Genomic DNA, 12,607 nt, shown 5'->3' with positions numbered 1-12,607 from the left:
CCGCATTGGCTGCCAGCACGCCTCCTGCTCGGCGGCATGATCCCTGCAGCTCTGATGCTGCTCTTCAAGCGCCACTTCCCGGTGGTGCCATCAGCGAGCTTCTGGGCTCGCTGTGGCTCCAGCCTCATCGTGATTGCCATCGCCCTTCTGCTGGCGCTGTGCATTGGCGTCTTCATCGGCCTGTGCGCCCGGCAAATGGGCCCGCGCATGGAGCGCTTCATCGCGCTGCTGGGCCGTGCGCTTGCGTGTGTGCCCGTGGTGGTTCTGGTCTGGGGTTTCATCAGCGGCTGGATCGGCCGCTTTGGCTGGCCGGTCGAATCCCTGATGCCGGCGCAGTTCCCGGACGGTGAGGACTCCCGGCAGGTGCTGCTCGCACACGCCCTTTGGGAGTATCTGGCTCCCGCACTTGTTCTGGCTCTGCCGCTGTGTGGTGAAATGATTCACGCCGTCATCATGAATGGCAGCGCCGTTCTGGATCTCGATTTCTCGCTGCGTGCTCGCGGTGTCCCCAAAGCATCGCGGCTGTGGCTTCATCATCTCAGCCAGTTGCGGCCCTTGCTGCGGGTGCGCCTGCAGTTCCTCTGCCTCATCGCGCCCGTTTATCTCATCATCATCGAAGACGCCCTTCACTTCATCGGCTGGGGGGAATGGATGGCCCAGAGCCTCCGTGCTGGCGATGCCCCCGGCATCGCCCTGGGATTCGTCACCGCTGGAGCCATGCTCGCGCTCCTTTGCACAGCTCTGTGCCTGCTGCCCGGCAGGCTGAAATCCACCTCCGGCTTCGTGGCCACGCTGGCATGGCAGCCATGGCTCCTCTGGGCGCTCGGCCTGCTCGCGCTGCTGCCTTCCTCCTTCATCGCATGGTTCATTCTCTGGACGGCCGTCCTCCTCTCCGGCAGCACCGGCTGGCATCAGACCTGGAATCGTATCGAGGCAGAACTGCCCGTCGAGGCTGCCCGCGTCTGTGGCGCTACAGACTCCATGATCTGGCGCACTCACATCGCGTCCGTCCTCTTTCGCATGCTCACCGCCTGGCTGTGCACCGTGCTTGCACACACCCTGCTGGCCATGGCCGCCGCCTGCGCCCTGCTACCCCGCTTGATCGATTCCTTGAGCGCGCCTCTCGCCAGACTTTACCGTCCCCTAGCCGTCGCCTCGGCGCAGTCTGCCATGCAGACCCTGGCAGATCCCACCGCGCTGCTCCAGTCCGGCGCCTGCATCGCTCTTGCCGCCTTGTGTTTGATCCAAGTCAGCCGCATCGTACAACCACGACTCTCCTCCTGAGCCCATGTCCGCCGAAGCCTCCTCCTCCAAAGACTCCTTGCTGCTCTGCATCCGCGACTTGCAGATCGAGTTCAGCCGTCATGATGCTGAACCTGCGAAGGCCGTCAAAGGCATCAATCTTGAACTCAAGAAAGGTGAGTCCATCGCTCTCGTCGGTGAGAGTGGCAGCGGCAAAAGCGCCACGGCACTTTCATTTGCCCGTCTCCTGCCCGAGCCCCCCGCCAGCATTTCTGCACGGCAGATGACGCTCAACGGTCACGAAATCCTCGAAATGAACGAGCGCGAGCTCCGAGCCATCCGCGGCAAGGAGATCGCCTACATTTTCCAGGAGCCGACGACATCGCTCAACCCGGTGCTGACCATCCGCACGCAGATCGGCGAGGCACTGGCGCTCCATCGTCCCGATGTCAGCAAGGCGGGGCGCGATGATGAAATCGTGAAGTGGCTGGACAAGGTGGGCATCGTGGACTCACGCAAGCGCCTCAACGCCTACCCCCATGAGCTCAGCGGCGGGATGCAGCAGCGCGTGATGATTGCGATGGCACTGTGTACGCAGCCAAAGCTGCTCATTGCCGACGAGCCCACCACGGCGCTGGATGTCACCATCCAGAAGCAGATCATGGACCTGTTGGCCGAGCTCCGCCGGGATCTCGACATGAGCATCATCCTCATCACACACAACCTGGGCATCATCCGCAGCGTGGTGGACCGCGTGGCCGTGATGTTTCGGGGCAAGATCGTGGAGACCGGCCCGGTGGACGAAGTCCTGCGCAATCCGAAGCACGCCTACACCAAGGCGCTGCTGGCATGTGTGCCGCGCATGGGCCCCAAGCAGCCCAGGCTGAAGTCCATCGACTACGCCGAGCTGGACGCATAATCAGCATTGCACCCCATGTGACGGTCATGTAGCCTGAAGGCATGAGATTCTGGCTCATCCTCAGTGCGGTAGCGATGCCCGTCTGTGCTCAAGTGGTGCTGCCAGCCACAGGAAAGAAGTTTGACTCCCGCACCATCAGCGGCAGTGGCGGAGTGAGTGTTGGAGCTGTCACCAGACCCCCGGCTCCGACGAAGACCCGGCTTACCTCCTACTTCATGCTCGGAGATTCCCGGCAGTGGAAAAGCACGGATGGGAAATCGCTGCTCGGCGCCATTATCATCTTTGAAGATGCGGTGATCGAATTTGACGCCGCCAATCCCGCTGCCGCCAAGGAGGCCGCAGGCAAGGCTCCTCCGCCCAAGATGCCCGAAAAGCCCACCCTCATACGCGAGGGCAAAATCCGCCTGCTGGTGAACCAGAAACCTTTGGAAGTACCGCTCACAAGGCTGAGCGCGGAGGATCGGAAGTACGTGGATGATTTGAACGCCCGGCTTCCCAAATGATCAAAGTCTGCCTGTGTTTCAACTTCATCCCGACTTCCACCATGAAACCAGCACCTATCCTGCCCCTGCTCCTGATCGCAGTCCTTTTATCGGGCTGCGGCGTTCTGTCAGACAAATCGCCGCCTAAAACTGAGCGGGAAATGGAAGAAGAGGCCCGCCGGACTCATACGGTGCCTGACAATATCCGCGATCCCCGGCCTGAAATGCCCCCGGTGGGACCGCTTTCCATGCCCATGCGCTGACCGGGCCGGCGGTTTTGTGGCGGATTGGACGCGCCTCCCCATTTGCAAAGCGGCCGCTTTCCCCCATCTTGGCCGCCCTTTATGCCCGAACTCGACAAGACCTACACGCCCGCGGAAGTCGAAGCCCGCTGGTATCAGCGCTGGCTGGATGACAAATGCTTTGAAGCCGACCCCGCTCGTGTGAGCGCGGCCCGCCCGGCCTACTCCATCGTCATCCCGCCGCCGAATGTGACGGGCATCCTCACCCTCGGCCACGTGCTGAACAACACCATCCAGGACATCCTGGCTCGCCGCGCCCGCATGCTGGGCAAGGAAGTGCTCTGGCTCCCCGGCACCGACCACGCTGGCATCGCCACGCAAAACGTCGTCGAAAAAACCCTCAAAAAGCAGGGCGTCATCAAGCACCGCGACGACCTCGGCCGCGAAGCCCTCGTCGCCAAAATCTGGGAGTGGAAGGAAAAGCACGGCGGCATCATCATCGAACAGCTCAAAAAACTCGGCGCCTCCTGCGACTGGTCCCGCGAGCGCTTCACCTTTGACGACGACTACAACGCCTGCGTCATGCGCGTGTTCGTCGATCTCTACAAAAAAGGCCTCATCTACCGTGGCAAACGCATGGTGAACTGGTGCCCCTCCTCCCTTACCGCGCTGAGTGATGAGGAGGTCGTCATGAAGCCGCAGAACGCCATCATGTACCACTTCAAAGTCGAAGTGGTCGAAGAACCCGGCACCTGGCTCACCATCGCCACCACCCGCCCCGAAGTCATTCCTGGAGACACCGCCATCGCCGTGAATCCCAAGGACGAGCGCTACACCCATCTCATCGGCAAGCACATCCGCCGTCCGCTCCCCGTCGAAAACCAGGCACTCCTCCCCATCATCGCGGATGAGCACGTCGATTTCACCTTCGGCACCGGCGTCCTCAAGGTCACCCCCGCGCACGACAAGGCCGACTTCGAAATCGGCCAGCGCCACAGCCTGCCCGTCATCGACGTCATGCACCCGAACGGCGTGCTCAATGACCTCGCTGGCAAAGACCTCGCCGGCATGGAACGCTTCGCCGCGCGCAAACGCGCCGCCGAGCTCCTCACCGAAATCGGCAGCCTCGTCAAAGAAGAGCCCTATCAAAACAACCTCGGCTTCTCCGAGCGCGCCGACGTCCCCATCGAGTCACGCCTCAGCGAGCAGTGGTTCCTCAAATACCCCAGCGTCAAAGAATCCCAGGAAGTCGTCGCCAATGGCGAGATGAAATTCCACCCCGAACGCTGGGCCAAAACCTACGACCACTGGATGACTGGCCTCCAAGACTGGTGCATCAGCCGCCAGGTCTGGTGGGGCCACCGCATTCCCGTGTGGAGCAAGACTTTCAAGAAAACTGATCAACTCACACATGGATTCGGCCCTCAAGACGAGGCATCGCTAACGCATCAGCGCCAATACTCATGGAATAATATCATTTGGGACAAGCCGTTGGAAACGCCTTGGGCAATGGGCGACAAGCCTGCTGAAATGTGTTATCTGACATGGCGTCAAGTTGACGAAGATAATGGTGTTACTGAAATCGCGACGGACTCTGAAGAAATCGGAAGACAGTTGTCGGCAATGGGCTTCACCCAGGACCCCGACGTCCTCGACACTTGGTTCTCCTCCTGGCTCTGGCCCTTCGCCACCATGGGCTGGCCGGAAAAAACCGCCACGCTCAAAGCCTTCTACCCCACCACCGACCTCGTCACCGGCCCGGACATCATCTTCTTCTGGGTCGCCCGCATGATCATGGCCGGCTTCGAATGGATGGGCGAGCTCCCCTTCAAGAACGTCTATTTCACCGGCATCATCCGCGACAAACAAGGTCGCAAAATGTCGAAGTCCCTCGGCAACTCCCCCGACCCTCTGGAGCTCATCGCCAGCTTCAGCGCAGACGCCCTCCGCTTCGGCATCATGCGCAGCGCTCCGCTGGGTCAGGACATCTGCTTCGACGAAAAGAACGTCGAGCTCGGCCGCAACTTCTGCACCAAGCTCTGGAACGCCGCCCGCTTCCGCCAGATGCAGGGTGGCGAAACCGAAACAGAGATCAGCGCCGCCCTCCTCAGCAGCGACGACAAGTGGATCCTCCTTCGCCTCAACACCGCAATCACGGAGGTCACCGCCGCCCTCGAAGACTACCGCTTCAGCGACGCCACCGCCACCCTCTACCGCTTCTTCTGGAGCGAGTACTGCGACTGGTACATCGAGGCCTCCAAAGCCGTGCTCCAAGGCACCGACGACAAACGCAAGGCCAACACGTTGGCGGTCATCGACTTCGTCCTCAGCAACACCCTGCGCCTTTTCCATCCCTTCATGCCCTTCATCACCGAAGAGCTCTGGCACGGCATGGCCTTCAATGCCGACCTGCCCGCAGACCAGGGCGGCAACAGCATCATGTTCGCCAAATGGCCCAAGCCTCTCGATGCCGATGAACTCGCCTACTTCGGCATCCTCCCCGAGGACGAAAAGACCGCGAACGACAAATACGAAGCCGTCAATCTCGGCCGCGGCCTCAAGAGCACCTTCAACATCAACAAGCGCGTCCGCTTCGTCCTCAAGCCGAACACGGAACTCCCCGCCCACGAAATCGAAGTCCTCCGCATCCTCCTCAATGCCGAGCCTCTCGATGTGGATGCCGCCTTCGCTCCCACCCAAGGCACCCCCAGCGCCCTCACCCCGCTCGGCACCCTCTTCCTCCCCCTCGATGGCCTCATCGACGTCGAAGCCGAGCGCGCCCGCATCGGCAAGGAAGTCGCCAAAGCCGAATCCGAATTGGAAAAGGTCACCGCCAAACTCGCCGACGAAAAGTTCACCTCCAAGGTTCCGCAAAAGGTGCTCGACGAGCACCAGCAGCGCAAAACCGACTGGCAGGAAAAACTGGCGAAGCTGAAGGAAATGATGGCCGCGTTGGGGTGATTTGTGTCCGCAGTGCGGGCTTCAGCCTGTTTTGAGACCAACTTTTATCTTGTCGGCAGGGCCGGGGCATGATCAAGCTCCGGCACCTATCTGCCACCCTGACCCCAAATACGTATGCTCAAGCTCCTGAAACTGCCATTCCTGCCGAAATCGACCGATTTCGGACTGCTCCTGCTGCGTGTGGCTGTCGGCCTCTCCATGCTGATGCTGCATGGTCGCGGAAAGATGATGAACTTCTCGTCCACGGTGGAAAAATTTCCTGCTTTGTTTGGACTTCCCGCGAATGTGAATCTCGGTCTGGCCGTCTTCGCTGAGGTCGTGTGCTCGGCATTGTTGATCGCTGGTCTTTTCACCCGCCTTGCGGCGCTGATGCTCGCCGTCACCATGGGAGTCGCCTTTTTCAAGGTGCATCAGGCCAGCCTGGTGGCCGGTCCTGGGTCTGGCGAGTTGGCGATGGTGTACCTTATCGCCTACGTGACGCTGCTCTTTACCGGCGCGGGTAAATTTTCCGTGGACCGCGCCTGAGTGGGGTTGGATCACACGGGCCAGGCGCACAGGCTGCCGGGCCATTTTTGTACCCATAGCTTTTCTTGCATTCATCGCGTGAGCGGTGAACGGTTCGCGTCTTATGGCAAAGGTTACCCTCGGTCTGGTGCAAAGCCGGGCCTTTTCAAGCAAGGAAGAAAGTGTGCAGCAGCATGAGCGGCTCATCCGGGATGCAGCGGCCCGTGGCGCGCAGATCGTGTGCCTGCAGGAGCTCTTCAACACCCCCTATTTCTGCATCACTCAGGACACGGAGCTGTTTAATCTGGCCGAGCCCGTTCCTGGCCCTACCACCGACCGGCTGGCCCCGCTGGCCAAGGAGCTCGGCGTCGTCATCATCGTCCCCCTCTTCGAAAAGCGCGGCCCCGGCCTCTACCACAACACGGCGGCGGTGATCGACGCCGACGGCACCGTACTGGGCAAGTACCGCAAGATGCACATTCCTCAGGACCCCGGCTTTGAGGAGAAGTTTTACTTCACCCCCGGAGACCTGGGCTACCGCGTGTGGGATACGAAGTTTGGCCGCATCGGCGTTCTGATTTGCTGGGACCAGTGGTACCCTGAGGCCGCCCGCCTCACGGCGCTGATGGGGGCGGAAATCCTCTTCTACCCCACCGCCATCGGCTGGCTGCCCAGCGAAAAGGCCGCCTTGGGAGCCGCCCAGCACTGCGCCTGGGAGACCGTGCAGCGCGGACATGCGGTGGCAAATGGCTGCTACCTGGCTGCTGTGAACCGGGTAGGAACCGAGCAGCAAAGTGAATTTTGGGGACAGAGCTTCGTTGCAAATCCGTATGGAGAAATCGTTGCAAAGGCCTCCGTGAGCGATGAAGAGATTTTGATCGTGCCATGTGACCTTTCAGCGGTGGAAGATTTCCGCCGTATCTGGCCTTTTTTCCGTGATCGTCGCATTGACACCTACGCTCCCCTGACCAAACGCTACATCGATGAGTAAAGCCTCCTATCCCCAAAACTACCGTCTGCCCGCAGAATTTGAGCCGCAGGAGGCGATCTGGCTTTCCTGGCCTTCCAACAAGGAAAGCTGCCCCAAGACCTATCATAAGCTGCAGGACAAGTTTGGTGAGATCGCCAGCGTCATTTCCCGCTACGAACGCGTGCGTATCAATGCACCGATGCTCAGCCACATGAACATCCGCCTCAGCATCGCAGACAATGAAGGCGATCTCAGCCAGGTGGATCTCTACGAGCACCCCACCAATGACGTCTGGTGCCGCGACCATGGCCCCATTTTCATCAAGCATAACGAGACTGGCAAGGTGGCCATCACCGACTGGGAATTCAACGCCTGGGGAGGCAAGTTCCCGCCGTGGGATCTGGACAACGGCATCCCAGAGAAGGCTGCGGCAGCCCTGAAGATGGAGCGTTTCACCTCGAACATGATCCTTGAAGGCGGTGCCATCGAAACCAACGGCAAAGGCACCCTCCTCACCACGGAAGCCGTGCTGCTCAATCCGAACCGCCACGGCGGCAAGCCCGGCAACAAGGCCGAGGTCGAAAAGGAACTCAAAGCCATGCTCGGCGTGAAGGACATCGTCTGGTTCAAGAAGGGCATCGAAGGCGATGACACCGACGGCCACATCGACGACATCGTGCGTTTCATCCGCGAAGACGCGGTGATCTGCATGGTCGAGCCTCGTGATTCCGACCCGAACCACCGCGTGCTCAAAGAAATTCGCGAACGTCTCGATGACGTGAAAGCTCCCGATGGAGGCAAGCTGGAGATCATTGAAATCGAGATGCCCCAGGCCATCGAAATGAAGGACTGGCGCCTCAGCCGCCTGCCGGCCAGCTACGCGAACTTCATGATCATGAACAATGCCGTGCTCGTCCCGCTCTTCGGTCACAAGAAGAAGGACGCCGCTGCGGAAGACAAGATCTCTGAGTGCTTCCCAGGCCGTGAAATCATCTCGATGATGGCCAAGGATCTCGTCACTGAAGGTGGTGCTTTCCACTGCATCAGCATGCATCAGCCGAAGTAAAACGGCTTTCATCTGCCTTGATTATTCAGCGCCGCTTAACAGTGGCGCTGAATTTTTATAAAGAACGTATAAATTTAAAAATAAACCCGTGGGTCTTTAAAAAGACTTACTTGGAGCTTATTTCCGGTTTGGTACCTTTGCCGTTGTATGACGGCTCTGCGAAATCGTGATGTCTCCATTTTTTTCCGGGTGATGGGAGGACTGTCGGCGCTCCTGCTGCTCGTGGCATGTGCTCTGCCTGAAGAGGCTTTTAAAAATTACTCTGCCGCCAACCGGGTCAGCCAGTGGAGTTCTGTGCTGGATGCTCTAGGTGGGGGGAACGTAAAACGGGCTGAGAGCGCGGGCAATACCCCGCTCTACAACGGTGCTGTGTCCATGAATGTGCCGACGCAGGCAGGTTCGATCAATGACATCGCCCGGCTGTTTGCCGGAATGGATTCTTCCTACAACCAGACAGCGGCTCTGGCTGCGCACAGGCTGCGCATGGACAGCCTGTGGGCGACCCATCAGAATGCCCGACGCGGCCCCCTGCAGGCATGGGCCAGTGAAGAGATTGGCGACATCAAAAATGCGAATGCCATGTTCTATCCCTTCAGCGGGCCTGATTTCCTCTTTGCCAGCGCCCTGTTCCCTGCGGCGGAGACCTATGTCCTCTGTGGTCTGGAACCCGCGGAACCCCTGCCACGGCTGAGTGACCTGTCCCAGGCAGAGATTGATTCGGGCCTCACCGGCCTGCGCAACGCCGTCTCAACCATCATGCAGAGCGGTTACTTCATCACCACGGAGATGCGCAGCAATCTGCAGGCCACCCGGTTCCGTGGTGTGCTCCCGCTGCTGATGGCATTCATGGCCCGCACAGGTCACACCGTGGAGTCTGTGGATACTGTGCGTCTGGATGGTGCTGGCAATGTCACGCTGTCCGGCTCTTCGGGGAACACAGGCCTCATGATCCGCTGCCGGAGTGGCTTTGGGTCATCCAAAAGGGTGTTCTATTTCCGGCAGGACCTTTCCAACAGCGGCGTGAGTGCTGGCGGCCCGTTTCTGACTTTTGTCTCCCGTCTGGGGCGGGTCCCAGTGTTCCTGAAAAGCGCCTCCTACCTCATGCATGAAAGCGGTTTTTCCAACATCCGGGATTACCTGCTGCGCCACGGCAGCGCCATCGTGCAAGATCCCTCGGGGGTACCCTACCGGGAGTTCAGCCGCTATGGGTGGAATCTCTGGCTCTATGGCAATTATCAAGGAACGTTGAGCCTTTTTCCCGGCTGCCAGCAGCCGGATCTGATCGCAGCATATTCCTCCGGTCGCTACCCCGTGAAGCCGCTGAATTTCGGCATCGGCTACCTGATGAACCCACAAACGACCAGCCTGATGGTAGGGCGGCCTGGACGATGACGGACGAAAAGCGGACTTTTGGTTGACGCCTGCCAGTCCTCGGCTAGTATCGCGACCCCAAATTTTTTCCCAGTACTCACCATGGCTACCATCTGTCAAATCACCGGCGTCGGCGTTACTCGCGGCCACCACATCCATCGCAGCGGTAAGGCCAAGAAAGAAGGCGGTATTGGTCGTCACATCACCAAGCGTGTGAAGCGTGTGATCCTGCCGAATCTGCGCAGCAAGCGTATCTTCGTTCCTGAGCTCAACAAGTTCGTGGAAGTGAAGCTGACCGCACGAGCTCTCAAGACGCTCGACAAGAACGGCGCCTACGTCACGCTGAAGAAGGCCGGCCTGATCTAATCAGGCTGAAGTTCATTTTCTCTTTTAAAGCGGGCCTCTTTCCGGGGCCCGCTTTTGTTATTTAACGATGAGGCGAGGGCACTGTCGTACCGCCGGGTATTGCTACACCTGGAACTACTGCCGAATGGGGCTGCCCAAAGAAGACGGGCAGGTTGTTGTTTGCATCCGTGTAACCCAAGGTCGGACTGTAGCTGACGCCAGGAAAGCCGTAAAAAGTGTTGCCGTTGCCCTGGGGGACATAGACGCCACCGCTGCCCGCTCCGATCGAAGTGATGCCTGGATTGCTCCAGCCGCGCGGCTGCGGTCTGCCGTGGCCGTAGTGGCCGCCGCCGAAAAAGGTTCCGATCTGCCCCAAGCCCAGCACGGGCGCAAGGCTGCGCATGTAACCACCATTGTCCTGCTGCAGGTAAACCACTGGCTGCTGCGAGGCATATTTGGCCTGCGCGGCGATCATGGCCTCAGCCAGCTTGGTGGCATGTTCACGCCGTGCCTGTGCGGCAGCCTTGCGTGATTCGGCCTGTTCTCTCTCATAGGCATCTGCTTTGACGGCGTCATATCCCAAGGCGTTGCGCATCGGTTCAGACAGGTCTGAAAACAGCACCTTCGCAACTCCCTTGCTGTGGGAGAATGACACGCCATCGGGGTCGCGCTTCATGACTTTGCAACGTTCGTAAACTTTCCCCTGAGCCGTTTCTATTGTGGTGGGTTCCGATGCAGTTGCCGCAAACGCGATCCCCAATTGAATTGTGACAATCAGAAGTGAGAACGTTTTCATAATATTTGTGGATTTGACTCCAAAATGCCGCCAATGCCATCTTTTATTGCTTCGTATAGCCGAAGTAATCTCTCAACGGTGGTGGTGCATGCCACCGAAGTAGCCGCCGCCTATGCCAATGTGGATGCCATGGCCGAGGTTCCATTGACCGCTGATGACAGGACGGTAGCTGGCTCCGTAGCACCCGCCGTAATAGGGGTAGCCACCATATGAGTAGCCGCCGTAAGGGTAACCGTAGCCATTGATGGAGTACCCTCCGTTTGAATAATACCCTCCACCGTAGTACCCCAGCGGATAGCCATAGCCTGAGTAGCTGGTACTGCCATAGGACCGACCTCCCACGGCCGGTCCAGTGATCGGTGTGCCCACCCACGCGGGTGACGGCTGGTTGCCTGCAGACGATGTGGCTGCGAGCTGCCGGGCGGTTGCCAGATAGCTTGCCTCGGCCATCTTGGCCTCCATGAGCTTTTCCTGCATGGCGATTTCCTGCTGCTTCCGGCGATCCTGCTCCGCTTTGCGCAGTGAGGCCTGCTGCTTTTGATACTCCGCTTCCGCTTTTGGGTCATAGCGGAATTCATTGTGGAGATTCTCTGGAAGATCGGCAAAAGGGATTTTGGCCGCGCCATTTCGGTGGGTGAAAGTTACCCCATCCGGATAGATGTGCATCACCTGGCACTCGTAGAAAGACCTGCCGTCACGCGTCGTGATGGTGCCGTAATTTTTGGGTGCAGCTCTGACTGGGAGCGTGCAGAGCAACAATGCGGCTAACAGAATGGAATGTTTCATGAGAGACCTCCCAAAAGGCGATGTTCATCTATGACAACGACGGCGGCCCGCCGTTGCATCTAAATTAAACGTCAAATCTCAAAAAACATTCAGCCCGAGGCTCAGACCATCGGGCAGCTCAGCCAGAAAGTGGTCGTGTTGTTCTCCGAGGCCACTCCCAGCTGGATGTTCATCTGATGGCTCAGCATCGCGGCAATCGTCAGCCCCAGGCCGAGGTGATTGCTGTTCTTGGACCCATGAAACGGACGGAAAACCTCCTGAATCTTCTCCGGGGCGATCTGCGAGCCTGTATTGCTCACGAGAATGTCCACACGGCGCTGCTCAGCGGGGGTGATCGTGCCAGGGCCGCAGATCTTCAGCGCGCAGCGTCCACCGCCTTTGGAGGCCGCTTCAGCCGCGTTTTTGAGCAGCTCGGTCAGGATGTCTTTGAACTTCGTCGGATCCACCAGGATCGGCGGCAGCCCGGCCTGCACGTCCGCTTCGAGCTGCACGCCTTCTTTCTGGAATGGCTCCATCACGGCTCCCTCAATGACGGGCAGATATTCGTTCAAGCCAAGTGACTGCGGTGTGATCTTGGCGCAGCCGCCGGCGGAGCGTATGCGCTCACTCAGATTGGTCACGCCCACGGAAGCCTCACGGATGTGCTGCATGTTTTCGCTGACACTCGGGTCCAGATCGTCCGTCATCAGAATCAGGCTGCTGAAGCCCTGGATCACGGCGAGGAGGTTGTTGAGCTTGTGGGTCAGTCCCCGAAGCAGTTCCTGATGAAAGCCTTCACTGTGTTCTTGGCCGAGATTGAGGGTCGTAGGGAAATAAAACTGCATGACGGGAGTGGGCGTGGACAGCCGGAGTAATGCAGTCGGGCGGCAGCGGTGTAAATGCGAATTTGGCGACTTCTTGTCTGCCTTGAGACTAAAAACTGG

13 protein-coding genes are annotated in these 12,607 nt (G+C 59.2%); 10 read left to right on the top strand and 3 right to left on the bottom strand.

The features are described from left to right. Positions 1-36 precede the first annotated feature (36 nt). From ACFQDI_RS14905 to rpmB, 10 genes are all read left to right on the top strand, one after another. Complete coding sequence (locus ACFQDI_RS14905; RefSeq protein WP_377168115.1) at positions 37-1,284, top strand: ABC transporter permease family protein; 1,248 nt, start codon at positions 37-39, stop codon at positions 1,282-1,284. Positions 1,285-1,288: 4 nt separating this feature from the next. Beyond that, complete coding sequence (locus tag ACFQDI_RS14900) at positions 1,289-2,161, top strand: ABC transporter ATP-binding protein (RefSeq protein WP_377168113.1); 873 nt, start codon at positions 1,289-1,291, stop codon at positions 2,159-2,161. 41 nt (positions 2,162-2,202) lie between these two features. Further along, complete coding sequence (locus ACFQDI_RS14895; RefSeq protein ID WP_377168111.1) at positions 2,203-2,664, top strand: hypothetical protein; 462 nt, start codon at positions 2,203-2,205, stop codon at positions 2,662-2,664. Next, a complete protein-coding gene (locus ACFQDI_RS14890; protein WP_377168109.1) occupies positions 2,661-2,906 on the top strand; it encodes a hypothetical protein in 246 nt (81 codons plus the stop codon). The genes ACFQDI_RS14895 and ACFQDI_RS14890 overlap by 4 nt, the downstream gene beginning before the upstream one ends. An 81-nt stretch (positions 2,907-2,987) precedes the next feature. Further along, the gene (locus ACFQDI_RS14885) at positions 2,988-5,846 is read left to right on the top strand and encodes a valine--tRNA ligase (RefSeq protein WP_377168107.1); all 2,859 of its coding nucleotides are present in this window, start codon (positions 2,988-2,990) and stop codon (positions 5,844-5,846) included. Positions 5,847-5,960: 114 nt separating this feature from the next. Then, the gene (locus ACFQDI_RS14880; RefSeq protein WP_377168105.1) at positions 5,961-6,371 is read left to right on the top strand and encodes a DoxX family protein; all 411 of its coding nucleotides are present in this window, start codon (positions 5,961-5,963) and stop codon (positions 6,369-6,371) included. Positions 6,372-6,474: 103 nt separating this feature from the next. After that, entirely contained in the window at positions 6,475-7,341 is an 867-nt protein-coding gene (locus tag ACFQDI_RS14875; RefSeq protein ID WP_377168103.1) for a carbon-nitrogen hydrolase, read from the top strand. Next, entirely contained in the window at positions 7,334-8,386 is a 1,053-nt protein-coding gene (locus ACFQDI_RS14870) for an agmatine deiminase family protein (RefSeq protein ID WP_377168101.1), read from the top strand. Before ACFQDI_RS14875 ends, ACFQDI_RS14870 begins: the two co-directional genes overlap by 8 nt. 375 nt (positions 8,387-8,761) lie before the next feature. Continuing rightward, on the top strand, positions 8,762-9,778 hold the full coding sequence (locus ACFQDI_RS14865) for a hypothetical protein (protein WP_377168099.1): 1,017 nt from the start codon (positions 8,762-8,764) through the stop codon (positions 9,776-9,778). An 81-nt stretch (positions 9,779-9,859) separates the two neighbouring features. Beyond that, positions 9,860-10,123, top strand: coding sequence for a 50S ribosomal protein L28 (rpmB, locus tag ACFQDI_RS14860; RefSeq protein ID WP_377168097.1), 264 nt, complete (start codon positions 9,860-9,862; stop codon positions 10,121-10,123). A 61-nt stretch (positions 10,124-10,184) separates the two neighbouring features. On the opposite strand, the gene ACFQDI_RS14855 is transcribed toward rpmB, so the two are convergent. From ACFQDI_RS14855 to ACFQDI_RS14845, 3 genes are all read right to left on the bottom strand, one after another. Next, positions 10,185-10,778, bottom strand: a complete 594-nt coding sequence (locus ACFQDI_RS14855; protein ID WP_377168095.1) for a hypothetical protein — start codon at positions 10,776-10,778, stop codon at positions 10,185-10,187. 192 nt (positions 10,779-10,970) lie between these two features. Further along, complete coding sequence (locus tag ACFQDI_RS14850; protein ID WP_377168093.1) at positions 10,971-11,684, bottom strand: hypothetical protein; 714 nt, start codon at positions 11,682-11,684, stop codon at positions 10,971-10,973. A gap of 101 nt (positions 11,685-11,785) precedes the next feature. Beyond that, positions 11,786-12,508, bottom strand: a complete 723-nt coding sequence (locus tag ACFQDI_RS14845; RefSeq protein WP_377168091.1) for a sensor histidine kinase — start codon at positions 12,506-12,508, stop codon at positions 11,786-11,788. Positions 12,509-12,607 lie beyond the last annotated feature (99 nt).

Source organism: Prosthecobacter fluviatilis, assembly GCF_042655725.1.
Lineage (GTDB): Bacteria > Verrucomicrobiota > Verrucomicrobiia > Verrucomicrobiales > Verrucomicrobiaceae > Prosthecobacter > Prosthecobacter fluviatilis.
This window is presented reverse-complemented; position numbering and strand designations above follow the sequence as displayed.

Excerpts from the sequence above, each read along its gene's own strand:
- ACFQDI_RS14905 (WP_377168115.1), top strand. The coding sequence starts at position 37 with ATGATCCCTGCAGCTCTGATGCTGCTCTTCAAGCGCCACTTCCCGGTG.
- ACFQDI_RS14900 (WP_377168113.1), top strand. The coding sequence starts at position 1,289 with ATGTCCGCCGAAGCCTCCTCCTCCAAAGACTCCTTGCTGCTCTGCATC.
- ACFQDI_RS14895 (WP_377168111.1), top strand. The coding sequence starts at position 2,203 with ATGAGATTCTGGCTCATCCTCAGTGCGGTAGCGATGCCCGTCTGTGCT.
- ACFQDI_RS14890 (WP_377168109.1), top strand. The coding sequence starts at position 2,661 with ATGATCAAAGTCTGCCTGTGTTTCAACTTCATCCCGACTTCCACCATG.
- ACFQDI_RS14885 (WP_377168107.1), top strand. The coding sequence starts at position 2,988 with ATGCCCGAACTCGACAAGACCTACACGCCCGCGGAAGTCGAAGCCCGC.
- ACFQDI_RS14880 (WP_377168105.1), top strand. The coding sequence starts at position 5,961 with ATGCTCAAGCTCCTGAAACTGCCATTCCTGCCGAAATCGACCGATTTC.
- ACFQDI_RS14875 (WP_377168103.1), top strand. The coding sequence starts at position 6,475 with ATGGCAAAGGTTACCCTCGGTCTGGTGCAAAGCCGGGCCTTTTCAAGC.
- ACFQDI_RS14870 (WP_377168101.1), top strand. The coding sequence starts at position 7,334 with ATGAGTAAAGCCTCCTATCCCCAAAACTACCGTCTGCCCGCAGAATTT.
- ACFQDI_RS14865 (WP_377168099.1), top strand. The coding sequence starts at position 8,762 with ATGAATGTGCCGACGCAGGCAGGTTCGATCAATGACATCGCCCGGCTG.
- rpmB (WP_377168097.1), top strand. The coding sequence starts at position 9,860 with ATGGCTACCATCTGTCAAATCACCGGCGTCGGCGTTACTCGCGGCCAC.
- ACFQDI_RS14855 (WP_377168095.1), bottom strand. The coding sequence starts at position 10,778 with ATGAAGCGCGACCCCGATGGCGTGTCATTCTCCCACAGCAAGGGAGTT.
- ACFQDI_RS14850 (WP_377168093.1), bottom strand. The coding sequence starts at position 11,684 with ATGAAACATTCCATTCTGTTAGCCGCATTGTTGCTCTGCACGCTCCCA.
- ACFQDI_RS14845 (WP_377168091.1), bottom strand. The coding sequence starts at position 12,508 with ATGCAGTTTTATTTCCCTACGACCCTCAATCTCGGCCAAGAACACAGT.